The following is a 17,182-nucleotide window of genomic DNA, read 5'->3' on the forward strand; positions in this document are numbered from 1 at the left end:
CCGCGTGCCCTTTTTAAATTATCTTGTCTAACCAACCAAGCTGCCGTTTTGTAAATTCTCGGAAACTTCCAGCAAGGTGATTTTCTTACCATCCAAGCTTTCAGCTGATAACAACATCCCCTCGGAAATCTCACCCTTCATTTTCCGCGGCTTCAGGTTCACCACCGCCATGACTTTCTTGCCCTTCAACTTCTCGTAATCAGGGTAGAATTCACGAATGCCTGATAGGATCTGGCGCGTGCCCTTATCGCCGGCATCGAGGGTGAACTTCAGCAACTTATCTGCACCCTTGACCGGTTCAACATCGAGGATTTCTGCAACTCGGATTTCACTCTTATCGAATTGTTTGAACTCGATTTCCGGCTTGCGGCTCTTTTCATCGACTGCTGCTTTTGCCGTGCCTAGTGTCATTTGACTCTTGATATAGGCAACTTCTTCTTCAGCATCCAGCCGTGGGAAGATCGGTGTACCTTGTTCAACCACTTTGGCGCCAGCAGGCAGTGCACCCCACTTGACGATTTTATGATCATCGTTTTCGTGATCTAAGCCCAGTTGGCCAAAAATCTGCAGTGGTGCATGGGTCATGACCGGCTGAATCAATAAGGCAATCAGCCGCAAGCTTTCGGCCAGATGTGCCATGACGGAATCAAGTTGATCCTTTTTGGCCGGATCCTTAGCCAACTTCCAAGGTTCGGTTTCGTCAATGTACTTGTTGGCGCGGGAAACGATCTTCCACACCTGATCCAACGCATCCGAGAAGCGCAATTCGTCCATCAGCTTGTGATACTCGGTCAAAGCCGCTTCGGCCACATCACCAAGCTCTTTGTCGAATGGCGTCACGTCCGGCTTGAAGGCTGGCAAAATACCGTCTTCGTATTTATTGATCATCGCGATGGTGCGATTCAGCAAGTTGCCGAGGTCATTGGCCAGATCATAGTTGATGCGGTCAATGAAGTCTTCAGGCGTGAACAGACCATCGTTGCCAAACGGAATCGCCCGCATCAGGTAATACCGCAACGCATCCAAGCCATAACGTTCCACAATCATATCCGGATAAACGGCATTGCCTTTTGACTTGCTCATTTTCCCATCGCGCATGACCAGCCAGCCATGGGCGTAAATTTTCTTCGGCAAAGGCAGGCCCAAGGCCATCAAAATGATCGGCCAGTAGATGATGTGGAAGCGAACAATTTCCTTACCGATCAGCTGCACATTGGCCGGCCAATACTTGTCAAACAAGGCGTGGTCGTTGCTGCCATAGCCAAGTGCCGTGATATAGTTCAGCAAGGCGTCAACCCAAACATAAACCACGTGTTTCGGATCAGACGGAATCTGAACGCCCCAGTTGAAGCTCGTCCGGCTCATTGCCAGATCCTCAAGGCCCGGCTTAATGAAGTTGTTGATCATTTCCGTTTTACGCGAAGCCGGCTGCACAAAATCAGGATGCTCATCATAATACTTCAGCAAGCGATCCGTATATTTGCTCATCTTGAAGAAGTAGCTTGGCTCATGAACCAGCTGAACCTCATGACCGGATGGCGCCTTCCCGCCAACAACCTTGCCGTCTTTATCCCGATAGACTTCTGACAGTTGCGATTCGGTGAAATATTCCTCGTCTTCAACCGAGTACCAGCCCGTATATTCGCCAAGGTAAACGTCGCCCTGCTTAATAAGCCGTTCGACAATTGCCTGAACCGCCTCAACGTGGGCTTTATCTGTTGTCCGAATGAATTTGTCATTGGTGATCTCAAGAGTCTTCCACAACTGTTTGATCTGCGCCGCCATGCCATCGACATAAGCTTGCGGTGTCACACCCAGCTTATCGGCTTTTTGCTCAATCTTGAGGCCATGCTCATCTGTCCCGGTGAGGAAGAAAACATCATAACCCATCAATCGCTTATAACGCGCCAAAACGTCCGCCGCAATCGTGGTATACGCATTGCCGATATGTAGTTTGCCAGATGGATAATAAATCGGTGTCGTCACATAAAAAGTTGGTTTGCTTGCCATGCAAGTGCCTCCCGTACTTTAATTCAGAATGATTCCAGTATAACAGAGTATGAGCAGACTTGCTCAAAAATGGCGAATAAGTGGCTGTCTCACAACCACCATCAATCATTCGCCGCCAGCCAATGATCCAGCACATCAATAAACTCATCGTGTTGATCCAGCAGCGCCAAATGCCGACTGTTCGCAAACAGATGCCACTTTGCCCCTGGAATGTGATCCACCACTGTTTTTGCAATTAACGGTGTGCAAAGATCATCCGTGCCGCTGGTGACCAAGACCGGAACGTGAATTTTGTGAAGTTGATCAGTGATCATCAAAATCGCTGATCGTCCCGTTTTCGGTAAACTCATTCGGCCCTTCAGCAATCAAACTGGCGCGCTTGCCGTTAGTTGGGCGCCGCAGTGGCTCAGGCGAGTTCTCGTCCGGGTCATCCCAGCAATACTTTTCCATGTAGCGGTCATTGGCGGCCAGATATTTGACGTTGCTAAAGTCTCCGGTCCGTTCAGCTTCGGCAATCGCTTCCCGGTCTTCATAACTCAGATACTTGATCAGCCGATGCTGCTCCTGCACCCACAGTTTAATCGATGCTGGCGAACCGTCAATCATGACACTCTTAATGCCTTGCGGGTCAAAGCTTGTCAGATAGTACATCTCTAACATGCCGCCCCATGACTGCCCCAACATATGAATCTCGTCCAAGTGCAAAAATTTGCGCAGCGCGATGAGTTCTTCGGCCCATGTCTCTTTGACGTAAACTGCCGGATCCTCTGGCAGCGACGACTTACCGCAACCGACTTGATCATACATAATCAGTTGTCGACCGGTCGCAGCGTAATCGTCCATGAGTTCAAAATAATTATGCGAGGAACCGGGCCCGCCATGAATTAACAACAGCGGCGCCTTATCCGCACTGGGTTCACCCACAATCCGATAATACGTTTTGTACTCATGAAACGGCATGTAGCCTTCTTTAATCTTCATAGCAATCCGCCTTTCGAAACAACGATGCACCAAAGTCAGCGATTAAAAAATGCTGAACTTTTTTGGTGAAAACAATGTGTTTACCGTGATTGTACTACACCATTACCAGACTGTCAGACCGAATTCGACGCTACCTCACAAAATCTAAAACAAATCCAGCTGCCGCGGCGCCAATCCGGGAAAATCCAATCCCAGTATGTCAATGAACGCTTGGGCATTTGCGGCGGCATCATGTCCGCCATTGTTGTTGAAAATAACGGTCACATTTTTACTTTTGAGATGATGCACAGTGGTGGCAAACTGTTGCAATTCTGCTTGGCTATAGCGATAATTCGTCCGTTCTGTGGTTTTGGCACCGCTCTGACCCCATGCCTGATTACGGCCATGCAGGCGCAAAATCGTTAAGTCAGGATTCGTGGCAATTGGCACCAGCGGCACCGATCCCCCGACCGTCTGAGCTTCATCCACCACGACATGAATATCGCCTGCCGCCTGCAACAAGCTGATCGTGGCATCACGATAGGCCGGCAGATACCAACTCGCATGCCGGAATTCAACCGCAATCGGCAAATCCGGCAGCCACTGATTGAGGTTTTGCAGATACCGGACATTTTCTGCGGTAACACCAAAATAAGGCGGGAACTGGCACAGCACTGCCTGCAGCTGATGTGCGGCAACCAACGGCGCCACCATATCATTAAACCGCGAAAATTCCGCCACCAAATCCTGCGTGGCTTCGTGTTTAGTCATGAGCTTACTGGCCTTCACAATAAACTGGAAGCTCGCCGGCACCTGCGCCTGCCATCGCCGAATCTGGTCCACCGTTTTCAGCCCATAAAAAGTCGTATCCAGCTCAATCACCGGAAAATACTGCGCATAATCCGCAAAGGTACTGCGCTTGCCATTTGCCGCAATGCTAGGATGATCGGCCACACTGGTTAAGCCGACGTTAATCATGGTCCTCACCGTCCGTAATCTGAAATTTCTGCAGCACATCGCCGGTAAAATACGACGCGTAATCGTGCTTTTCGCCTTTTAAAGCGTATCGCAACAGCGGCTGTAAATCCGGTACCAACCCCGGATTATCCGCCAACAACCACTCCTTGGAAAAGGTCGCCAGAATGCCTTCACGAGTGGCTTGCGGCATCTGAAGTCGGTCAGGCGTTTTTCCAAGAAAGGCATAAAGCTCACCGCGAAGTTTGCCGTCAACATGCCAAAATACCCGCCCCACGCCACATAATTCGTGCGCCGGGATAATAATATGGCTTTCTTCCTGCAACTCACGCGCAGCACAGGCAGCCGGCGTCTCGTCAGGCAAAAACTTACCACCGAGTGTATTCCACATGCCGCGATAAGGCGGATTCGTGCGGTTGATCAACAGCCACCCCGTTGGCGTCTCGACCGTCACCAATGTATATTTCTTGACCATGTGCATCCCCTTTTCAAAAATGATCTGCTTAAGGCAGTTGAAGCAAAAAGGCGCCGAAACGGCGTCTTTTTACAGACTTCGGTATTGCTACCGAAATGAGTTATTTCATTTTTTCAAGCGTGTCCTTGATGATGCCTGCCGAATGGACGTACTTCGCCCGCTCGTCATCGGTCAATTTCAATTCCGGGGTGTTGACGACACCGAGTTTGCCGATCGTTGCGGGATGGCCGATCGCAATGCCGAATTCGGGATCGTAATTGGCGCATGGGAAAATCCGCTTGGCATCGCTGATGATGGCCTGGGTCATTTCAGTTGCGATGGTTGCAATGCCATAACTGGTGTAGTGCTTCGCATTGTAAATCTTCCAGCCGCCAGCCCGCGCCGCATCAGCCAACTGATCATAATCCACTTTGGCATACTCCGCGATCGGTTCATTATTGACCCGAACCGTTGACCATGCCGTGAACTGAGACTCACCGTGTTCACCCATGTTATAACCGCGAACATCCGCAACATTCACATGCAGCGTCTCGGCAACCGCGCGCCGCATCCGATAAGTATCCAACGATGTGCCCGTGCCGATAATCTGGGACTTCGACAAATCAAGCAAATACTGCCAGTAGCTGGTTACCGCATCGCAAGGATTCGTAATATCCAGCAAAACACCATGGAACCCGGACGCCTTCAGCTTCGGTGCAACATCATCCAACGCCGCCTTGGACGTTTTGGTCTCGCCGATCCGATCACCATTTGAAATCGCGCCAATATTGCCGACTGCAGAAATCACCACGTCCGCGTCTTTCAACGCATCGTAATCATTGACCACAATCTCCGTATACGTTGGCAAGCCGCCTAACGCATCTTTCAAATCATAACTTTCGCCTTCCGCCAATTCGGCTTTCTGGTCAATTAACACCAGTTTGTCCGCAACACCTTTGCTAACCAAATTGAATGCCGTCGTCACACCGACATGGCCGATGCCAATGATACCAATCGTTCTTGCCATATTAAAAAATCTCCTTTCATCATAACGCGTTCGCAGTCGCAGAAATCTACGTGTAAGGACCTTGAAGCCTCAATGGCCAAAGCCCAGCCATTGAGGCTTCAAGGCCACTTACACTCCGATTTCTAAGCGCTCCTGCTCACGCTCACTCACTCTTTTGGACCACGTAATAGATGTCGCTCAACGCGTTGGTCCGGAATTGCCCACAACAATAACATTAACAAGTCCAGTATGATCGTTAATGGCGGCCAAAGCAAAGCCAAAATCATCGCGACAAACGCCATGGCAATCGAACCGACCGCTTTCCAGTCATGCTGATGGCCGTATAGCTTCACCAACGCCGAGGTCGGACCGTTAACATGCCGCAGGGTGACGACCAAAAGAAGGTAACTGACATTCGACATGAACACAACAAAACCATAAATCAGCTCCGGCCCGAACGCGTCCACATGTCCTTCACCGACCCAACTGGTGGCAAACGGGAACATCGAAATAGCCAGCATGAAAAACGAATTCGCCCACATCACGCGCCAGTCGATCCGATTCACCAACTGGAACAAATGGTGGTGATTGTTCCAATAAACAATCAGCGTCAGAAATGAAACTAAATAAATTCCAAACCTTCCTCGTAACGCCCAAAGCGACGCCAGTGAGCCACTGTGAGGTGGATTTAATTCCAACACCAAGATCGTTAAAATAATCGCGATGACCGCATCGGTAAATGCCTCCAAGCGTCCTTTACTCACCGTCAAATCCCCTTTTCGTCATGATTGTCCGTAACTAGACGTGCAACTTGGCAAAAACGTCAACCGCATCCCCCAAGACCATTTGCGCCCCTTCCGGCAAAGCAATCCGTTCGCGGTTCACGGCCACAATCGTTGCATCCGGCTGCGCATAGCCGATAAGCCCGGCAAATGGATACACGACAAAACTTGTCCCCACGACAATCAGCAAGTCTGCCTGCGCAATTGCATTAATGGCAGCATTAACCGTATCCGGATTAATCGGTTCACCGTATAAGACAATATCCGGCCGTAAAACACCACCGTCTGCTGCATGTACGTCACTTTTCAAATACGTCTGATAGTCAAATTGTTTGCGACAGATTTGACAATAAATCCGATAAAGATTGCCATGAAATTCCACCACATGTTTGGCGCCGGCCTTACGATCAAGTCCGTCAACATTTTGCGTGACAATCGTACCTTTTTGGTTGGTGATGGCCGCCATTTTTTCATGAATGACATTCGGCTTGGCATCGGGATAGTACATGTTCTCGACGACAAACTTATGAAAGTCCTCGTGATGGGCCTGCAGATTGTCAATTGATAATGCATACTCTGGGTCAACCTTATCGGCATATAAGCCGCCTTTTGATCGATAATCCGGAATTCCCGAAGCCGTTGAAACGCCAGCCCCGGTCATAAACGTGATCCGTTTGGCTTGATCAATCGCGGTTTGCAAATCAAACATTGCTTCCATCTCCTAACACGCTGAACAGCGCAACATTCTTAAAGAAAAATTCACCTCACACTAGGCAAAACGCTTAGCTTGCCCGCCAGTCACCAATTAGTGAAACTGTCACTATCGCGCTGGATGATTTGGAACAAATTCGTCACCCTAGGCGTAAAAGGTGTAATATTATTTATAAGAAACATTGTAGAAAGGGGTCTTAATACCATGAAGTCCTTTCGGTGGTCGCACTTTTTTAGTTATTTGTTTATGGTCCTAGTCCTCATTTTCTTCCTTTTCGTCTTCTACCAGGTTGTGATGCTTGGTATTCAGTCCGTGACGAACGGCTTCTTCATTAATTTTGGCCGGCATTAACGGATGGTAAAATCGAGACCATACTTCGTCAGAACGCTGTCCAGCGGCTGTTGATACAGCTGTTGGAAAGCTTCTGGCGTTGTTTCTTTTTCAGGTAGTGGTAGCACGAAGGCATTTTGGTCGTCGCTGCGCCCCATTGCGACATAGGCAGGTTGTTTCGTGTCCCGATCGCGATAGCTACTGTGTTTGATGAGGTAAACCTGATCGAGTGTGAGCCGCAATTGCCGCTTGGATAAAACCGGCGACACCGTGGCAAACTCATGGTCGTTGGTCGGCTGGTAGCCTAACTTCTCAATTTGGGCATCGAAACGCTCAAACAGGTGCACAATCGCCCGGCGCAGGCCAAATGGTGAGGCAAGTTTCTGGTCATCTAGTAAGCTGAATAGTTCTTGGGCATACGGCAACGCTTGTGGATAGGCGCTTGCCAACTCATCGGGTAGCTGCCCTTCCAAAAAGCCTAAAAGATCCAGCAACGACAGAATGCGGTAAATCACCAGCTGATCGTCCGCCTCGGCCGGCACATTCTGCTTGAAGCCTGCCAACACTTGCGCAACTACCTTGTCTGTCAGCAGGCCATGTTCGCGTTGCCAAGCCACCACCAGCATGTGCACTGCAGCGTTATACAAGGCCGTACTGGTAGCATAAAGCTGATCATCCACCTGCGGATCGCCGCTCAGTAAATGAAATTGCAACTGGGGATAGCCTTTCATCTGGAACAATAAGTGCAGCAGTTCGTGACTTAATGTATACGCCACGTCTGTTGTATCAGTCACAACCACCTCTAGCGTACCATCTTTTTTCAGGCGCTGATGGCTTTGATCATGGGTCAGCACGCCGCTTGCTTCACCGTTAATCGCCACTTCCAGCGGGTGATCGTAGTGACTTTTCACTTCATCAAGTAATGCCTGGACATCCTTTTGCATGTTTATTCAAAACTCCTTGTTATGCTCAATTCGATCTGCTTGATCTTCTTGTGGCAATAAAAATATTTTTAATCCGAAATTGGCTTTCGTAATTTCAATCTACTATCATAAAGGTAGCGATAAAAGGGAGGAAATTCAAATGAAACTATCCGTTCCACTTGTCAATGGAATGCTGGCCGATCGTTATGGCAAGTATGCCACTGGTGCCGACGTCAAGAATGGCTATCCGATCACGAGTTTTCCATTTACGATTGAAGATGCTCCGGAAGGCACCGTCAGTTTCGCACTTTGGCTCCTCGACTATGACGCGGTTCCAGTCGGCGGACTGCCGTGGATTCACTGGAATGCGGCAAACATTCCTGCCAATGTCACGTCGATCCCGGTTGGCGCGAGTCACAGCGATCAGATTCCAATGGTTGAAGGCAAAAATGCTTCTGCAGGCCACTTGGTTGGCAATACTGATCCATTCACCCAGCAAGGTTACGTGGGGCCGCAACCGCCCGACAAGAATCATGATTATACGCTGATGATCTTTGCTTTAGACACCAAGTTACCACTGCAGCCCGGTTTCTGGTTGAATGAAGCCCGCCATGCAATGAAAGGTCATGTTTTGGCTAAAGCCGAAATTGATTTGCCGTCACGGGTTTAAGTGACTGCCTGTGGCAACCGTGTTCAGATGCTAAGACACCATTCACAAACACAATATAAAAACGGGCATACTTTCTGCACTGCAAATCGCGTGTGGAAAGTATGCCCGTTTTTTGTGTCATCATGGATAATTAGTGGCTATGGCTAATATTGTAGTGGCAAAGCGGAGCAATCGTAGGCCAGATGGGGCTCAGCCGTGAAATTGTTGTTGGTGGGGCGCTCTTTGCCCCACCTACAACAAGGCCGAGCTTCGAAACCGCGGGCTTTGCGGGTTCGAAGTCGTGCCCTCCGCTCTAGCTTCGCGTCGCCACCCCAGCTGGCCGGAGATTGCGGAGTTTGGCACGGCCCTGAACTCAATGAGTAAGTTTCTGTATTGTACAGAGTTCAGTAAAGTAAAGCTACTCTATCAAAACTTTGTCTCATTTTCTTTTTGAACAAGTGAATTCCAGCCGAATAAGTCGTTTTTTCACCCGCCGTCACCAGTATTCATCCACAACGCACCGGCGCCAACTGCAGCCAGCAGGCCGATGCCGATGATGCCGACTAACGCAAATTTGAAAATGGCGAAGCCGCCGAGTGCAAAGAGTGCCAAGCTGATAAACGGGTGGCGCAAAATTGCACCCAATAATTTGATCACTAAAAATAAGATGATGATCACCGCTACAATAGCGCCGATTGTGATGGCGCCTGTCAACGAGTGACTGCTTTGTCCGGTTTGATCACTTACTAAGATACTAGGCAACATGAGGCCACCTCGTTTCTAACTTACCAAGTTGCAATTATTAAAACTGATTCCGAATCCACTGGGCGATGCCGTTAAAGAAACTAACGATGCCATCCCAGATTTTCTGCAGGAAATTCCGGTTTTCTTCAGTGTTCAGGCTTTTATTCAGCTTATCAAATAGCCCTTTTGCCGAATCTTGAATCGAATTTGCCAGCTTACTTGCTTGTGCCTTAAAATCGGTATTCTTCAAGGAACCGGCTTTTTGCACATTCACCAGCAAGTTAATAATCAATTGACGTTGGTTATTGTTGATGATGGTCGTTAAGTTGTTCTGCTTGAGCTGACTGTCCACGATATTGCCGATTTGGTTCTGGGATAAGGTTTGCTGACCATTGTTACTTTGGGTCGCCATTTGCTGCTTGGCGCCGGCAACGGCATTATTGAGCTGCTTGTCCGAATAGCCGTCTTTGTCTTTGTTGGCTTGGGTAATCGAACTGAGCGTGTTAACTTCCTGCTGGGCAGCATTGATTTGTTGATTATTGAGGTTGTCGCCATTTTGGGCAAATGCCGCATAGACGCCAGCTAACGCACCGGAGCCGTCGATTTTAACGGCACTGGTAATATACAGGTTGGCGTTGCTGACGCCAGCCGTTAACGCAGCATTGCGATATTGGTCAGCCGTAATGGTCGTAATGTTATTCGTACCGTTATACGGCACAATGGTGACATTAATCCCACCGTTATTGGTTTTCTGCACTAACGCACTGGACCAGACGCCGGAGTTCTCGGTAAACGAGCTGCCCGAAGGATTGAGATACTTCACTAAAGTCGCGCCATTGACCGTCAGTTGACTGGCGTTGGAAACCCCCGCGGCATTTTGCAGCGTGCTCAGCGTGCCGCTTTTTTGATCACTCGTCAACGAGGCGCCGAGCGTGGCCACCGGTCGCGACCAGCTATCCGCCCGCACGACTCGCGGCGTTGTCGTTAATAGTGCCAAACCGGCTGCAGCCAACCCCAGCCATTTGATCAATTTTTTCATAGCTCAAAACCATCCTTTAGATTGGTACTTTCATTATCGCTGTTTGGACGCGTTCCGTCAGCAAATCAGCATGCTTTTTAAGCAATGATTAATTAATGCTCTCGCTGGGCCACGGCCCGGCTGTTGAGGTGATCATAAAGTGCCCCTTCACGTAGCCCAAACTGGGAAAAGGTCAACCGATCGGAATCAAGATACCGAATCATGGAAATCACTGGCACTAAGCCGCCCACAATAATGTCCGCCCGATACTTCGCTAATCCGGGAATGGCTTCCCGGGTTGCTAGGTCAGAACTCAGAATCTCTTTAAAAATATTGTTCGCTTGCTGGGTAGGCATCCGATACCCGTGAATTGCTTCGAAATCTGCAAGCTTTTCTTTGCGGCGCTCGATTTTGGCCAGTGTCCGATTGCTTCCGCCCAGCGCCACAATCGGCAAATTCTGGGCCCGCCGCAGCCACCACACGCTGTTGAAGGTCTGGTGAATGAATGTGCTCAAATAAAAATATTCTGCAGCTGAAATAACATCCGGGCTCAAAAAGCGTTCGGATAAATTGACCGACCCGAATGGAATCGATACCAGATGCTGAAGCTTACGATTCTGCACCAAAACCAGTTCAGTCGATGCGCCGCCGGTATCCATGATTAAGGCATTTTGAATCGGCAGCGTATTGACCACCCCTAAAAAGTCATACTCGGCTTCGCGGGTGCCGGGAATCACACTAATCGTCAAGCCGGCCTCGTTTTTGACCCGCTTAAGGAAGGCCTTTTGGTTCTTGGCTTGACGAACTGCTGCTGTGGCAACGGCTTTTAAGGAAATATCGTCATACTTATCAAGCTCGGCTTTGAACCCTTGTAACGCCTTCAATGTTCGATCCATGGCTGCTGGCTGAAGGGTTCGCGACGTTCCCATATCTTCAGACAAGCGCACCATTTCCTTGAGTCGCTTGACCGGCTTCACGACTTCCTGATCAATTGACCAGATCGTCATGCGGGCAGAGTTACTACCAAGGTCAATTACTGCGAAGTGATGCGTCATGCATCATCATCCTCCTTTGGTGCCGTCATAGGAATAAACGTGTGGGTCGCGTGCAAATCCTCTGGTGCCTGATCGATTTCTTCACGGCGCAACGCTTCACCCATGGCGACTGCGTGTTTAATGAAATAAGCCTGTGCATTGAGCTTGGTCACGCCGCGCAATTGCACGCGGGTCCAGGTACTATCTGGCTGGAGAACGCGGGTTTTAACATTATCATCCCACATAATCCCGAAGATTTTGATGATGCGTTCGCGAATATCGTCTTGCAGAATCGGGAAAAGCAGCTCCACGCGGCGACTTAAATTGCGATTCATCAAATCGGCTGAGGAAAGATAGACATTTTCTTGACCATCAGCATAAAAGTAATAAATTCGGATGTGTTCCAGCAACTGGCCAACAATCGAATGAACCGTGATGTTATCCGAAACGCCGGGTATCCCGACCTTCAAGTTGCAAATGCCGCGAACCAGCAGATGGATTTCGACCCCGGCATGCGAGGCTTCATAAAGTTTCTCGATCATGGCAGTGTCAGACAGCGAATTCATCTTCATCTGAATTAAGGCTTTGCGACCGGCCTTGGCAGCGGTAATTTCCTCATCGATCCGATCCATCAAATAGTCGCGAATGCCCAGTGGCGCGATCACCAGTTTGTGGAAGTACGGTGGCTCCGAAAAGCCGGACAGCATGTTGAAAATGTTCGAAGCATCTTCCCCGATTTCGTTGTTGCAGGTGAACAATCCCATGTCGGTATAAAGCCGGGCAGTAACGTCGTTGTAATTCCCGGTCGCCATGTGCATGTAACGTTTGATGCCTTCTTCTTCACGCCGCACAACCAAGGCCAATTTACAGTGGGTCTTGAGGCCAACCAAACCATAAATGACGTGGCAGCCGGCGTGTTCGAGTTCTTGCGCCCAGTGTACGTTATTTTCTTCATCAAACCTGGCCTTCAATTCGACCAAGACGGTGACTTGCTTACCATTTTCGGCAGCTTGCTTGAGGTAACGAATAATCGGCGATTTGCTCGACACGCGATACAAGGTCATTTTCACCGCTAAGACTTGCGGATCCTGGGCAGCTTCGCGGATAAAATCAATGACCGGCTGGAAGCTGTCATAAGGATGCTGCATGAACACATCGCGTTCCTTGATGACGTCAAAAATTGATTCGCGCTCAAATGCCGGATCCATATACGGCGTGAATGGCTTGAACAAAAGCTCTTTATGGCCGTGAACCTGCTTCACAAGCTTGCTGAGAAAATTCAGATCGATCGGCCCATGAATTTCGTAAATATCTTCATCTTTGACATTCATCGCCTTGGTCAGCCGCTTCCGCAAGTGTTTGCCCATACCTGCCTCAATTTCCAGGCGCATTACCTTGCCGCGCTGACGCTTTTTAAGTTGTGACTGAATCTCTTTCATCAAGTCGGAAGCATCTTCTTCAGCCACATCCATATCCATATCGCGGGTCACGCGGAACGTCGCGGTTTCCTTGATATCGGCGCCGACGAACAACTCACCGACGAACATTCGGATAACTTCCTCGAGCAGAATAAACACGTTGTCGCCGCCGGGCAGCCGCAAAACGCGCGGGAACACATCCGGTACCTGAACCATGGCAAACGAACGTGACTTATCGTCTTCGCTATCTTCTGGCCGAACCAGGCGAATCGCCAAGTTTAGGCTGTTGTTACCCAAGAATGGGAACGGCCGAGTCGGGTCGACTCCCATCGGCGTCAGAACCGGATAAAGTTCATAGTGAAAATAATCCGACACAAAATCCCGCTGCTTCTGATTCAAATCGCTAGGATGCAGTAACTGAATATCTACTGCCGCTAATTTTGGGGTCAACGATCGCACCAACGTATTGTATTGCTTTTCAACCATCGCGTGCGCCCTTTTGGAAATCGCATCGAGTTGTTCCTGCGGCTTCATGCCGGCTGCGTCAGGTTTATCATAATTGACTGTCACCATTTTCTTTAATGAAGCAACCCGAATGTTGAAGAACTCGTCCAGATTACTTTGGGTGATGCCCAGAAAGCGGACGCGTTCCAGAAGCGGATTATTTTTATCCCGAGCTTCTTCTAACACTCGATCGTTAAACGCAAGCCAACTTAGCTCGCGGTTATTAAAATAGCGTGGTTTGGAAAAATCGAGCTTTTTCATAGCGTGTTTCGTCCTTTCAACTCAAGCCCTACTCCGAAAACTTCTGAGAAAAATTTGCCTTTTCGTGCCAATGTCCATCGTTCCAACTCAATGTCATCGTTTACTTTAGCCGACAACAAGACTTTGTTTGGCTTCACTGAGACGCGCAGTTGTTGAATTTTCTGCTGGCGGGAGGCATCGAGGCTGTCGGCCACGCGTAAAATGGCGGATAGCTTGGCGACAACTAAGCGGTTTTCGGTTGACATCATCGGAAAATTCTTCAAGTCTGACTGTGGCGTCACCGAGCTGTGGAAGCGGGTAATCGTTGCCACCATCGTCACTTCTAACTCGTTTAAGCCCATAATTTCCGAAGCCATAATAATATAGTTCGAGTGGGCATAATGCTTGTGGGTTTCAATGTAACTGCCAATATCGCTCACGGTCGCCGCTACTTCCAGCAACAGGCGTTCGCGTTTGCCCATCCCATGCAGTTTCTTGAGCCGATCAAAAAGCTGCAACGCAAACGTGCGCGTCGCCTCCATATGTTTGTCGTCAACCTGATAACGTTTGGCTAAATTATTAGCACTGATGACAATTTCCTCATCAGGATCGAATCCGAGTTTTTTAAACCCGCCAGCATGCGCCGCGTGGACTTCGAGACCGTCAATGGCTTTGAGATCCGAAATCCAGATTGATTGGCTATTCAGTGTTTCGATCAGACGATACACAAGCAAAACCGTTGGCAACACCAACGATGTTTGATTTGAGGTCAGATCATAAGTATCGGCTAGGTACTGGTCGGACGCTTTCGTCACTTCATCGTAAAGCATGTCAAAGCCTGGCCGATCGGTTTCGACCTGCCGTTTGCCTTCTGGAATCAAATTTTGAAAAATCGACAAACTGCTGCCCATCAAAATCATGTTGGTATACTTAACCCCTTGCGGCAGCAACCGCATGAAATCAAGTAGCCGACTGTCGATATAATCACGCATGACTTCGACATAATTCGTCACCGAGCGTTGAACATCGCTCATAATCTCATACACCCGCAACGGCCCTAACGACAGATTACGGGAAAAACCGAACGTCCCATGGCAAAACGTCGTCAATTCGACCGATCCCGAGCTGATATCGATTAACACCGTTCCTTTTTGGGTAATCGTGGCAAATTGCGGGAACTTAACCATAATCGCCTGCGTCCGGAAAAAGGCTTCTTCTGATAATGAGGTCGTTTGAATCAACCAGCCGGTCCGGGTGTAAAGTTGGTCTCGAACAAACTCGGCATTATCTGCTTCAGCCCAGCTGGTACTGGCATAAACATTAACCGTCGTCACGCCATAGTCCTTGAAAATCTGATTAATGGCATCAAACGCCTGCACAATGGTATCAACGGTTTCAGGGAGAATTTCGTGTTCGGCATAAAAATCATCCCCGATGGCAACTGGATATTTACCACGTTCAATTGTTTTAAGTGTCCTTAAATTCGTGATGCTAAAAACGATGGATTGTGCACCGATCATCGCGAATCCCTGTATATTATTTGCCATGTCCGTTCCGTCCATTCTTTTTAAATTCACCAAAACCGAACCGTTCATCCTAATGCCATCATAGCACGGCATATTTTGGTTGCATGAGTTTTTAGTCAAGCCTTATTTATCTGCTCAGCCACTCCAATTTAAGTTTACCAAATATTTAGCCGATACTTCGCCGAATTTGGCGTAGATTCACAACTTCTTCCAATTATTTCGCTACCATATGGAAGCTAGGCCAATGCGACCCAGCATGACCACGGTTTATATAAAAATATGCGATTGCCGCCATCTTTTTGCGCAATCGCCAATATTTTTGTGATAATCTTAGACCATCATGAAGCGACGCTGAAGGAAGTCTCACTTTTTCCGCTGATCAACCTTCGCCACTCTGGAAAAGGCAATATCGGCCGTACTTTTTCCTTATAAAAAGGGACTGACTGCATTGTCCACATTTAACTTTACATAAAGGGAGTCTCTCATGAAGAATCACCTTGATGACATCACCAAACTTATGGCGCTTGGACCTACCGCTGATAGTTATGCCGTTCAACGTCGCCAAACTGCTCATCGCATTGCCATTGCCGACGCGTGGCAAGTTCAAGCCGGTGAAAATATTCTGGAAATCGGTTGCGGCCAAGGCGACTTGAGTGCGGTTTTGGCTGATCGTGTTGGTTCCAGCGGCCACGTTACCGGTGTCGATATTGCCTCCCGCGATTATGGGGCACCACTGACACTGGGACAGGCTTGGGATCACTTGTTGAATGGTCCGCTCGCCAGTCGGTTAACGGTGCATTTTAATACAGATCTTACGAACAGTCTCGGCACGCTGGCGGATCAGCATTTTGACCGGATCGTTATGGCTCATAGCCTTTGGTATTTTGAATCGGCCAATGCTTTGGCGCTGATGTTAAACAATTTGCGTGCGATTGGTGATTTTGTGGATGTTGCCGAATGGTCACTTCAGCCCACGGCGCTTAATCAAATCGGTCACTTGCAGGCGGCGATGATTCAGGGATTGCTGTATGCGATCGCGCCCAGTGATGTCGCCAATATTCGCACGTTGATCACGCCGGACACCCTGACCCAAATAGCTCACGATCATACTTGGACGTACACCCCCGGGCAACTCATTGAGGATCCGGATTTGGATGATGCCCGCTGGGAAATCGCGACTACCAATGCCTTGCTGACAGAGCTGAAGTTAAGTACCAATTTGCGTGATCGCGTCAAGCCGCAGCTGGAAGCGATGCACCACAACGGGACCGCTACTCTGCCAACTTTTACCGGCCGCATCACGTTTTAACTGCCAAGAAAGTCGATGATGATCAATGATCGAATTTAAACCGGCAACTGCCGCCGACTTGCCAAAAATAGTCGCGATTTACAACGAAACCATTCCGACGCATCGTGCAACCGCGGATTTACAACCGCAAACCGTGGCGCAGAAATCCGCGTGGCTTGCCGCGCACAATGCTCATTTTCCGGCGTGGGTGATCCAAAACCACCACGAGACAGTCGGCTGGCTGACGCTCTCGGCCTATAGCGATCGTGCGGCGTATGACCAGACAGCTGAAATCAGCTTGTACCTTGACCAAGCCGCCCGCGGCCATCACGTCGGCACCGCCGCGCTGGCTTTCGTTGATCACGAAGCCCCTGCCCACGGCCTGACCACCGTTATTGCCCGCATCTTCGGCCACAACCAAGCAAGCCGCCACTTATTTCAAAAATTTGGCTACGACCACTGGGGCCACTTACCGGCGATCGCAACCTTGCCAGAAGGCCACGCGGATCTGGAAGTTTATGGTAAGCATTTTGGGATATAGGCCAGTAAATAGAAACAGACAAATGAGTTTCCGCCGCAGTATTTGCGAAACTCATTTGTCTGTTTTTT

The 17,182-nt window shown here is 49.1% G+C and carries 15 protein-coding genes and 1 pseudogene; 3 read left to right on the top strand and 13 right to left on the bottom strand.

The window, feature by feature from the left end:
• Positions 1-27: 27 nt before the first annotated feature.
• The 8 genes and pseudogenes from metG to LACZS1_RS12295 form a co-directional block, all read right to left on the bottom strand.
• Positions 28-2,010 carry a methionine--tRNA ligase gene (gene metG / locus LACZS1_RS12260; protein WP_070651479.1) on the bottom strand — a complete coding sequence of 661 codons (1,983 nt, stop codon included), beginning with the start codon at positions 2,008-2,010 and terminating at the stop codon, positions 28-30.
• A 101-nt stretch (positions 2,011-2,111) separates the two neighbouring features.
• Positions 2,112-2,991 (bottom strand): annotated as a pseudogene (pepI, locus tag LACZS1_RS12265) (proline iminopeptidase).
• 144 nt (positions 2,992-3,135) lie between these two features.
• Positions 3,136-3,948: a DUF72 domain-containing protein gene (locus LACZS1_RS12270; protein WP_070651477.1), complete on the bottom strand. Its 813-nt coding sequence runs from the start codon at positions 3,946-3,948 to the stop codon at positions 3,136-3,138.
• Positions 3,941-4,420 (bottom strand): NUDIX hydrolase, encoded by a 480-nt coding sequence (locus LACZS1_RS12275; protein ID WP_070651475.1) that lies wholly within the window; start codon positions 4,418-4,420, stop codon positions 3,941-3,943. The genes LACZS1_RS12270 and LACZS1_RS12275 overlap by 8 nt, the downstream gene beginning before the upstream one ends.
• A gap of 100 nt (positions 4,421-4,520) precedes the next feature.
• A complete protein-coding gene (locus tag LACZS1_RS12280) occupies positions 4,521-5,426 on the bottom strand; it encodes a lactate/malate family dehydrogenase (RefSeq protein ID WP_070651473.1) in 906 nt (301 codons plus the stop codon).
• A gap of 146 nt (positions 5,427-5,572) precedes the next feature.
• Entirely contained in the window at positions 5,573-6,169 is a 597-nt protein-coding gene (locus LACZS1_RS12285; protein WP_070651471.1) for a TMEM175 family protein, read from the bottom strand.
• A gap of 34 nt (positions 6,170-6,203) precedes the next feature.
• Positions 6,204-6,896 (bottom strand): NAD-dependent protein deacylase, encoded by a 693-nt coding sequence (locus LACZS1_RS12290; protein ID WP_010490937.1) that lies wholly within the window; start codon positions 6,894-6,896, stop codon positions 6,204-6,206.
• A 350-nt stretch (positions 6,897-7,246) separates the two neighbouring features.
• Entirely contained in the window at positions 7,247-8,173 is a 927-nt protein-coding gene (locus tag LACZS1_RS12295) for a hypothetical protein (RefSeq protein WP_070651469.1), read from the bottom strand.
• A gap of 139 nt (positions 8,174-8,312) precedes the next feature.
• Here LACZS1_RS12295 and LACZS1_RS12300 point away from each other — a divergent pair, with 139 nt between their 5' ends.
• Positions 8,313-8,822, top strand: a complete 510-nt coding sequence (locus LACZS1_RS12300; protein WP_010490934.1) for a YbhB/YbcL family Raf kinase inhibitor-like protein — start codon at positions 8,313-8,315, stop codon at positions 8,820-8,822.
• 465 nt (positions 8,823-9,287) lie between these two features.
• Here LACZS1_RS12300 and LACZS1_RS12305 read toward each other — a convergent pair whose 3' ends face one another.
• The 5 genes from LACZS1_RS12305 to LACZS1_RS12325 form a co-directional block, all read right to left on the bottom strand.
• Positions 9,288-9,566, bottom strand: a complete 279-nt coding sequence (locus tag LACZS1_RS12305) for a hypothetical protein (RefSeq protein ID WP_070651468.1) — start codon at positions 9,564-9,566, stop codon at positions 9,288-9,290.
• A 37-nt stretch (positions 9,567-9,603) separates the two neighbouring features.
• Positions 9,604-10,584: a DUF1002 domain-containing protein gene (locus LACZS1_RS12310; RefSeq protein WP_070651466.1), complete on the bottom strand. Its 981-nt coding sequence runs from the start codon at positions 10,582-10,584 to the stop codon at positions 9,604-9,606.
• A 92-nt stretch (positions 10,585-10,676) separates the two neighbouring features.
• Positions 10,677-11,618 carry an exopolyphosphatase gene (gene ppx / locus LACZS1_RS12315; RefSeq protein WP_070651465.1) on the bottom strand — a complete coding sequence of 314 codons (942 nt, stop codon included), beginning with the start codon at positions 11,616-11,618 and terminating at the stop codon, positions 10,677-10,679.
• Positions 11,615-13,780, bottom strand: a complete 2,166-nt coding sequence (locus tag LACZS1_RS12320) for an RNA degradosome polyphosphate kinase (protein ID WP_070651464.1) — start codon at positions 13,778-13,780, stop codon at positions 11,615-11,617. The genes ppx and LACZS1_RS12320 overlap by 4 nt, the downstream gene beginning before the upstream one ends.
• On the bottom strand, positions 13,777-15,306 hold the full coding sequence (locus tag LACZS1_RS12325) for a Ppx/GppA phosphatase family protein (protein WP_070651537.1): 1,530 nt from the start codon (positions 15,304-15,306) through the stop codon (positions 13,777-13,779). Before LACZS1_RS12325 ends, LACZS1_RS12320 begins: the two co-directional genes overlap by 4 nt.
• Before the next feature lie 463 nt (positions 15,307-15,769).
• On the opposite strand from LACZS1_RS12325, the gene LACZS1_RS12330 reads away from it, so the two are divergent.
• Entirely contained in the window at positions 15,770-16,594 is an 825-nt protein-coding gene (locus LACZS1_RS12330; protein ID WP_070651462.1) for a class I SAM-dependent methyltransferase, read from the top strand.
• Between the two features lie 25 nt (positions 16,595-16,619).
• Positions 16,620-17,114 carry a GNAT family N-acetyltransferase gene (locus LACZS1_RS12335; RefSeq protein WP_070651460.1) on the top strand — a complete coding sequence of 165 codons (495 nt, stop codon included), beginning with the start codon at positions 16,620-16,622 and terminating at the stop codon, positions 17,112-17,114.
• The last annotated feature ends 68 nt before the right edge of the window (positions 17,115-17,182 follow it).

Origin of the sequence: Lacticaseibacillus zeae subsp. silagei, assembly GCF_030770335.1 — a bacterium.
GTDB classification, from domain to species: domain Bacteria; phylum Bacillota; class Bacilli; order Lactobacillales; family Lactobacillaceae; genus Lacticaseibacillus; species Lacticaseibacillus zeae.